The sequence below is a fragment of the Pseudomonas sp. 65/3-MNA-CIBAN-0223 genome (genome assembly GCF_040310425.1).
Classification (GTDB): domain Bacteria; phylum Pseudomonadota; class Gammaproteobacteria; order Pseudomonadales; family Pseudomonadaceae; genus Aquipseudomonas; species Aquipseudomonas gregormendelii.
Genome location: NZ_JBEOPV010000019.1, coordinates 109738 through 117707, shown reverse-complemented (window position 1 = coordinate 117707; position 7970 = coordinate 109738). Strand labels below are relative to the sequence as shown.

Below are 7970 nucleotides of genomic sequence, written 5' to 3'. Positions count from 1 at the left end.
CGAAGGTCGTCGGTTCAAATCCGGCTCCCGCAACCAAACATCAAAAAAGGCTACTCGAAAGAGTGGCCTTTTTTGTGTCTGTCGAAAAAGTCCTTTCGCAACAATGATCTGTCACCTTGTGACGGGCCGATTGGTTTCACTCCAGCCTTGAGTTAGGTCTATGCTGGTCCGAGGCGTTTACCGCACCGGCCCATGGCGTGCCTTCACCTGTTGAGGGTGAGTGGCGTTAATATTTGTGATTATTTTTTTCTACAGGGATTGGTAACTTGGCTGGATACCCCCATCCTGTCGCGCACAATCCAAGAGGTGATTGATGCGCGCCAATTCGTCTGATCCACAAGACTCCGTCACAGCGACACAACCGATCAAGCCCGGGCGTTTGCGCCTGCTGGACCTGATCAGCAAGTACCGCCAGCCAATCGGCCTGGCAGTGACCTTGTTGCTGTTCGCCATCGCGCTGATTGCCTGTCGTCATCTGTTGAGCGAACTGGATCTGGACGCTCTGCACGACTCGATTCTCCAGGTACCAAAACCTGCCTTGCTGGGTGCACTGGCGGCGACGGTGGTCGGCTTTATCATTCTGTTGGGCTACGAATGGTCGGCCAGCCGTTATGCCGGCGTGACGCTGGCACCGCGAATTCTCGCCCTGGGTGGCTTCACCGCATTTGCGATCGGCAATGCCATCGGCCTATCGATGCTCTCTGGCGGCTCGGTGCGCTACCGTCTATATGCACGGCATGGCCTGGGTGCCACGGAAGTGGCGCGCATGACCCTGTTCGCCAGCCTCTCGCTGGGCTGCGCCCTGCCGCCCCTTGCGGCCCTGGCAACCCTCAGCGACCTGCCCGCTGCCGCGACTGCCCTGGGCTTGTCCGAGATTTGGCTGGGCGCGGTGTCCGTGGCAGTGTTGCTACTGTTCAGCGTCCTGGCCATCGGCATTTACCGCCGCCGCCTGCCGGAACAACCTTATGCGGACAACCTGCTGGTCAAGGCCGGGCGCCGCACCTTGCGTCTGCCGGGGCGGCGCCTGACGTTCCTGCAATTGATCATCACCGCACTGGATGTCGCCGCGGCCGCTACCGTGCTGTACCTGCTGTTGCCAGAAGCGCCGCCCTTCGGCGCCTTCCTGTTGGTCTACCTGCTGGCGCTGGCTGCCGGGGTGCTCAGCCATGTGCCCGGCGGGGTCGGCGTATTCGAAGCAATCCTGCTGGCCGCCTTCGCCGACAAGCTTGGCGCTGCACCGCTGGCGGCCGCACTGCTGCTGTATCGGCTGATTTATGTGGTGTTGCCATTGCTGGTCGCTTGCGTGTTCCTGCTGATCAACGAAGGACAGCGCCTGTTTCAATCCCGTCAGTCCCTGCGCGCAGCCTCCGGCCTGGCTGCGCCGATCCTGGCGGTGCTGGTGTTCCTGTCCGGCGTGGTGCTGCTGTTTTCCGGTGTGACGCCGGAAATCGACACCCGCCTGGAGCACATCGGCTTTCTGATCCCCCATCGCCTGGTCGACGCTTCGCACTTCGGCGCCAGCCTGATCGGCGTGCTCTGCCTGCTGCTCGCCCAGGGCCTGCGGCGGCGCCTGTCGGCCGCCTGGATGCTGACCACCATTCTGTTGCTCGTAGGCGCCCTGCTCTCCCTGCTCAAGGGCTTTGACTGGGAAGAAGCCTGCCTGTTGACCCTGACCGCCAGCCTGCTTGGCGTATTCCGTCGTTCGTTCTATCGGCCGAGCCGCCTGACCGAGCTGCCGTTCTCGCCGCTGTATCTGGTGTCGAGCCTGTGCGTGCTGGGTGCATCCATCTGGCTGCTGCTGTTTGCCTACCAGGATGTGCCTTACAGCCATCAACTCTGGTGGCAGTTCACCCTTGACGCTGACGCTCCCCGGGGCCTGCGCTCGCTACTCGGCGCCGCCGTACTGCTGGTGGTGGTGTCGCTGACCTGGCTGCTGCGCACCGCACGCCCGGTGATCCACCTGCCGACGCCTGACGAGCTGGACCGGGCGGTAAAGATCCTCATGGCTTCCGCTCAACCGGACGGTGGCCTCGCCCTGACGGGTGACAAGGCGCTGCTGTTCCACCCCGACGAGCAGGCTTTCTTGATGTACGCCCGCCGTGGCCGCAGCCTGGTGGCCTTGTACGACCCTATCGGACCGGCCCAGCAACGGGCCGAAATGATCTGGCAGTTCCGCGACCTGTGCGACATTCACCACGCCCGCCCTGTGTTCTATCAGGTACGCGCCGAAAACCTGCCGTACTACATGGACATCGGCCTGACCGCGATCAAGCTGGGCGAGGAAGCCCGGGTCGATCTGCAGCACTTCGACCTGGAAGCCAAGGGCAAGGAGATGAAGGACCTGCGCTACACCTGGAACCGTGGCACCCGCGACGGACTGTCGCTGGAGATCTTCGAACCGGGACAGGCGCCGATGGATGAGCTCAAGGTGATCTCCGATGCCTGGCTGACCGGCAAGAACGTTCGCGAAAAAGGCTTCTCCCTCGGCCGTTTCAGCGAGGACTACCTCAAGCATTTCCGCATCGCGGTGATCCGCTTCGAAGGCCGCCCGGTGGCATTCGCCAATCTGCTCGAGACATTCGGCCACGACCTGGCCAGCCTCGACCTGATGCGAGCGCACCCGGAAGCGCCAAAGCTGACCATGGAATTCATGATGGTCGGCCTGATTCAACATTATAAGAGTCACGGATACGCGCGCTTCAGCCTGGGCATGGTGCCGCTGTCGGGGCTGCAACCCCGTCGCGGCGCACCATTGACCCAGCGCCTGGGCTCGATGGTTTTCCGCCGTGGTGAGCAGCTCTACAACTTCCAAGGCTTGCGCCGCTTCAAAGACAAGTTCCAGCCTGACTGGGAACCCCGTTATATGGCCGTGCCCGCCGGACTCGATCCGCTGGTAGCCCTGGCCGACACTGCCGCCCTGATTGCGGGCGGCTTGACTGGATTGGTGAAACGCTGATGATTCAACGCTCCCTGCGGTATGTACTGGCCACACTGGTAGTGCTGGCCCTGATTCTCGGTGGCGGTTACTGGTACCTCAAGCGCCCGGCCCCGGAACCGACCCTCGAATCGTTCAAGCCAGCCGACGGCACGGCGATGACCCGGGTCACTCCCGGCACCTCGCCCCGCGCCCATGTGCTGGTCGCAGTGAATGAGGACCAAAAGCTCAGTGACAAGCAATTGCTGACCCTGAGCCGTACCGGCTCGGCGCAGATCGTCCAGGTGATCCTGCCTAAAGACTGCCTGCTGCAAAGCCGCGCGTTGCAATCGGGCCTGCGCGAGCTCCACGGTCCGGCAACGCTGGTCAGCGGCATCGGTCCCGGCGCGGTGCTGGCCTGGCGCTGGTTGTCCGAACAGAAAGACGACAAGGCGCAGGCCGTCTCCGTGGACCTGGCCCTGGAAAAACCCGGCTGCACCCACCTGCTGCCAAAAAGCGCAGCGCACGGTCGCTGGCTGGCAGCCTGGAACGATAACCCGGACGACACCAGCGCCGGCTTCGTACGTGACCAGCCGAATGCCGAAACCAGCATCAGCGACTACGACATCAACCTGCCGCAGGTCCTGAACAACGAGCTGCGCAAGATCCTGGTCGGCGGCGACAAGGCCGCTGGCGGCTTGCAGATACCGGTCGTCGAAGTGCCGGCAGGCCAGGCCAACGACACCGTCACCCTGTTCCTCTCCGGTGACGGCGGCTGGCGAGACCTGGACCGTGACGTAGCGGGTGAAATGGCGAAAATCGGTTACCCGGTGGTCGGCATCGACACCCTGCGCTACTACTGGCAGCACAAAAGCCCTGAGCAAAGCGCGCTGGACCTGGCTGAGCTGATGCAGCACTACCGGCAGAAATGGGGCACCAAGCGCTTCGTCCTGACCGGCTACTCATTTGGCGCCGATGTGCTGCCCGCGATCTACAACCGCCTGGAGCCCGCCGAGCAGCAACGCGTCGACGCAATCATCCTGCTGGCCTTCGCCCGCACCGGTAGCTTCGAGATCGAAGTCGAGGGGTGGCTGGGCAACGCCGGCAAGGAAGCCGCCACGGGCCCGGAGATGGCTAAGTTGCCAGCGCCGAAAGTGGTCTGCATCTACGGTGAAGAGGAGGCCGATGAAAGCGGCTGCACCGACAAGACGGCCGTGGGGGAGGCGTTGAAATTGCCGGGCGGGCATCACTTTGACGAGAACTATCCGAAACTGGCTCAGCAGCTGGTGGACGTGATCGAGAAGCGCCAGAGCAAGGACAAGGTGGCTGAGGAGTAATCCAGCCCCCACAAAAAAGCCCCCGCCACTTCACAGTGGCGGGGGCTTTTTTATTTGCACCAATCCCACAGTATTCTTGTATGCCCCTTACATCTCCACCTGCGTCCCCAACTCAATCACCCGATTCAACGGCAGATTGAAAAACCGCAAATTGCCATTGGCGTTCTGCAACATGAATGCGAACAGCGCCTCGCGCCAGCGGGCCATGCCTTCGAGTTTGGAGGCGATCACCGTCTCGCGGCTGAGGAAGTAAGTGGTACGCATCGGGCTGAAGTCGAGGTCATCGAGATGGCACAGCTTCAGCGCTTGCGGCACGTCCGGCTCGTCGACGAAGCCAAAGTGCAGGATGACCCGGAAGAACCCCTCACCGTGGGACTCCACCTCAAAGCGTCTGCTCGGCGGCACCCGCGGGATATCCTCGTAGACCACGGTCAGCAGCACCACTTGCTCATGCAGCACCTGGTTGTGCAGCAGGTTGTGCAATAGCGCATGGGGTACGGCGTCCGGGCGGGCCGTCAGGAACACGGCCGTGCCCTGGACCCGGTGCGGTGGCTGCACGCTGATGCTGCTGATAAAGATCGGCAGCGGCAGGCCGCCCTCGTCCAAGCGCTCCACCAGCAACTGCTTGCCGCGCTTCCAGGTGGTCATCAGCACGAACAGGGCGATACCGGCAATGACCGGGAACGCCCCGCCCTGGACGATTTTCGGCACGTTGGCCGCGAAGTACAGGCCATCCACCAGGAGGAAGCCAAACAACAGCGGCACGGCGAGCACCGGCGGCCATTTCCACAACAGCAGAATCACCGCCGCCACCAGAATGGTCGTCATCAACATGGTGCCGGTTACGGCCACGCCATACGCCGAGGCCAGCGCACCAGAGGACTCAAAGCCAAGCACCAGCAGGATCACGCCGACCATCAACGACCAGTTCACAGCGCCGATGTAGATCTGGCCCTGTTCGGCGCTGGAGGTGTGCTGGATGTGCATGCGCGGGATGTAACCCAGCTGGATCGCCTGGCGGGTCAGGGAGAACGCGCCGGAAATCACTGCCTGGGAAGCGATTACGGTGGCCAGGGTCGACAAGCCCACTAACGGGATCAACGCCCAGCTTGGCGCCAGTAGATAGAAAGGGTTGCGAGCGGCTTCAGGATCGCCAAGCAGCAAGGCACCCTGGCCGAAGTAGTTCAGCACCAAAGCCGGCAACACCAGGATGAACCAGGCGCGGGCGATAGGCTTGCGACCAAAATGCCCCATGTCGGCGTACAAGGCTTCGGCACCGGTCAAGGCCAGTACCACGGCACCGAGGATCGCCACGCCCATGCCCGGATGCACGATAAAGAAGCGCACGCCCCACACCGGGTTCATTGCCTGCAGCACTTCGGGGTGCTGCAAGATGCCGTGGACACCCAGGGCGCCGAGCACCAGGAACCAGGTGACCATGATCGGCCCGAACAGAATGCCGATGCGCGCCGTACCGTGCCGCTGAATCAGGAACAACCCCACCAGCACTACCAATGACAGCGGCACCACCCAGTGGTCGATGCCGTCGAAAGCCAGCCCAAGGCCTTCGATCGCCGACAGCACGGAAATCGCCGGGGTGATCATGCTGTCGCCGTAGAACAGCGCCGCGCCGATCAGGCCACAGACCACCAACAGGCTGCGCAACCTGGCATGCCCGGCTGCGGCGCGCCGGGCCAGGGCCGTCAGCGCCATGATCCCGCCCTCGCCCTGGTTGTCGGCGCGCAGCACGAACATCATGTATTTGATCGAGACCACCCAGATCAGCGACCAGAAAATCAGCGCCAGGATGCCCAACACCCCGTCGTGGTTGACCGGCACACCATAGCCACCGGAGAACACTTCTTTAAGGGTGTACAGCGGACTCGTGCCGATATCGCCGTAAACCACCCCGACCGCCGCGACCAGCATGCCGATCGGCTTTGCTGCCGAATGCTCGGCGCCCGCCGCCTGACTACTTGCCTGCCCCATCCAAAACTCCTGCTACTCAGACCTGGACTACTGATAAGAAGCACTATGCTCTGCCCTGAGCATGCGCTGTTTTACTTCACGTTACAGACGTTTTCTTGACTGTAAGTAATCGGTAAAGCATCAAGGCGCGAAGCATAGCGCAGCACTCGTCGCATTTCCCTGCATAAAGCTGGTCAAGCGCGCGTCCCATCGCTAGAATTGCGCACTTTTTGATCAGAGACGCCACAAAGCGTCCGTCAGCCGCCTCGCCCTACCGGGCGCAGTCGTCACAAATACCGAGGTTAGACATGTCCACCACTCCTGCGCCGACCAATCCAAAAGTTGGCTTCGTATCCCTGGGTTGCCCCAAAGCATTGGTCGACTCCGAGCGCATCCTTACCCAGCTGCGCATGGAAGGTTATGACGTGGTGTCCACTTATCAGGACGCCGACGTGGTGGTGGTCAACACCTGTGGCTTCATTGACTCGGCCAAGGCCGAATCCCTGGAAGTGATTGGCGAAGCCATCAAGGAAAACGGCAAGGTTATCGTGACCGGATGCATGGGCGTCGAAGAAGGCAACATTCGCAGTATTCACCCAAGCGTGCTGTCGGTGACCGGTCCACAGCAGTACGAACAAGTGGTCAACGCCGTGCACGACGCCGTGCCGCCGCGCCAGGACCACAACCCGCTGATCGACCTGGTGCCGCCACAAGGGATCAAACTGACCCCGCGCCACTACGCCTACCTGAAGATTTCCGAAGGCTGCAATCACAGCTGCAGCTTCTGCATCATCCCGTCGATGCGCGGCAAGCTGGTCAGCCGTCCCATCGGTGATGTGCTCGACGAAGCCCAGCGGCTGGTCAAGGCCGGCGTCAAGGAGCTGCTGGTGATCTCGCAAGACACCAGCGCCTACGGCGTCGACGTGAAGTACCGCACCGGTTTCTGGAACGGCGCCCCGGTCAAGACCCGCATGACCGAACTGTGCGAAGCCCTCGGCTCCATGGGCGTGTGGGTCCGCCTGCACTACGTTTACCCATACCCGCACGTCGACGAGCTGATTCCGCTGATGGCCGCCGGGAAAATCCTGCCGTACCTGGACATCCCGTTCCAGCACGCCAGCCCGAAAGTCCTGAAGTCGATGAAACGCCCGGCCTTCGAAGACAAGACCCTGGCGCGCATCAAGAACTGGCGCGAGATCTGCCCGGACCTGATCATCCGCTCGACCTTCATCGTCGGCTTCCCTGGCGAAACCGAAGAAGACTTCCAGTACCTGCTGAACTGGCTGACAGAAGCCCAGCTCGATCGCGTTGGCTGCTTCCAGTACTCGCCGGTCGACGGCGCTCCGGCCAACGACATGGACCTGGAGATCGTGCCCGACGACATCAAGCAGGATCGTTGGGACCGCTTCATGGCGCATCAGCAAGCCATCAGCTCGGCTCGCCTGCAAATGCGCGTCGGCCGCGAAATCGAAGTACTGGTCGATGAAGTCGACGAGCAAGGCGCCGTCGGTCGCTGTTTCTTCGATGCCCCGGAAATCGACGGCAACGTATTCATCGACAACGGCAGCAACCTGAAGCCGGGCGACAAGGTCTGGTGCAAAGTGACCGACGCCGACGAATACGACCTGTGGGCTGAACAGATCTAAAGCGAAAGATGTAAAAGCCCTGCTCTTGTGACGAGATGCGGGGCTTTTTTACGTCTATCGTTTGTGATGAAAGGATTCGTTACGTTTACTCCGCAAGAGGCAACA

Annotated in this window: 4 protein-coding genes; 3 read left to right on the top strand and 1 reads right to left on the bottom strand. The window is 61.8% G+C overall.

Annotation, left to right across the window (positions count from 1 at the left end):
- The first annotated feature begins 313 nt into the window (after window positions 1-313).
- Window positions 314-2956, top strand: coding sequence for a bifunctional lysylphosphatidylglycerol flippase/synthetase MprF (mprF, locus tag AAEZ09_RS21635; protein ID WP_045060757.1), 2643 nt, complete (start codon window positions 314-316; stop codon window positions 2954-2956).
- On the top strand, window positions 2956-4251 hold the full coding sequence (locus AAEZ09_RS21630; RefSeq protein WP_350600714.1) for a virulence factor family protein: 1296 nt from the start codon (window positions 2956-2958) through the stop codon (window positions 4249-4251). Before mprF ends, AAEZ09_RS21630 begins: the two co-directional genes overlap by 1 nt.
- 87 nt (window positions 4252-4338) lie before the next feature.
- Here AAEZ09_RS21630 and AAEZ09_RS21625 read toward each other — a convergent pair whose 3' ends face one another.
- Complete coding sequence (locus tag AAEZ09_RS21625) at window positions 4339-6240, bottom strand: potassium transporter Kup (RefSeq protein WP_350600713.1); 1902 nt, start codon at window positions 6238-6240, stop codon at window positions 4339-4341.
- Window positions 6241-6527: 287 nt separating this feature from the next.
- On the opposite strand from AAEZ09_RS21625, the gene rimO reads away from it, so the two are divergent.
- Entirely contained in the window at window positions 6528-7865 is a 1338-nt protein-coding gene (rimO, locus tag AAEZ09_RS21620) for a 30S ribosomal protein S12 methylthiotransferase RimO (protein ID WP_350600711.1), read from the top strand.
- The last annotated feature ends 105 nt before the right edge of the window (window positions 7866-7970 follow it).

Coding starts and splice junctions, on each gene's coding strand:
- AAEZ09_RS21630 (WP_350600714.1), top strand. CDS start 2,956: ATGATTCAACGCTCCCTGCGGTATGTACTGGCCACACTGGTAGTGCTG.
- rimO (WP_350600711.1), top strand. CDS start 6,528: ATGTCCACCACTCCTGCGCCGACCAATCCAAAAGTTGGCTTCGTATCC.
- AAEZ09_RS21625 (WP_350600713.1), bottom strand. CDS start 6,240: ATGGGGCAGGCAAGTAGTCAGGCGGCGGGCGCCGAGCATTCGGCAGCA.
- mprF (WP_045060757.1), top strand. CDS start 314: ATGCGCGCCAATTCGTCTGATCCACAAGACTCCGTCACAGCGACACAA.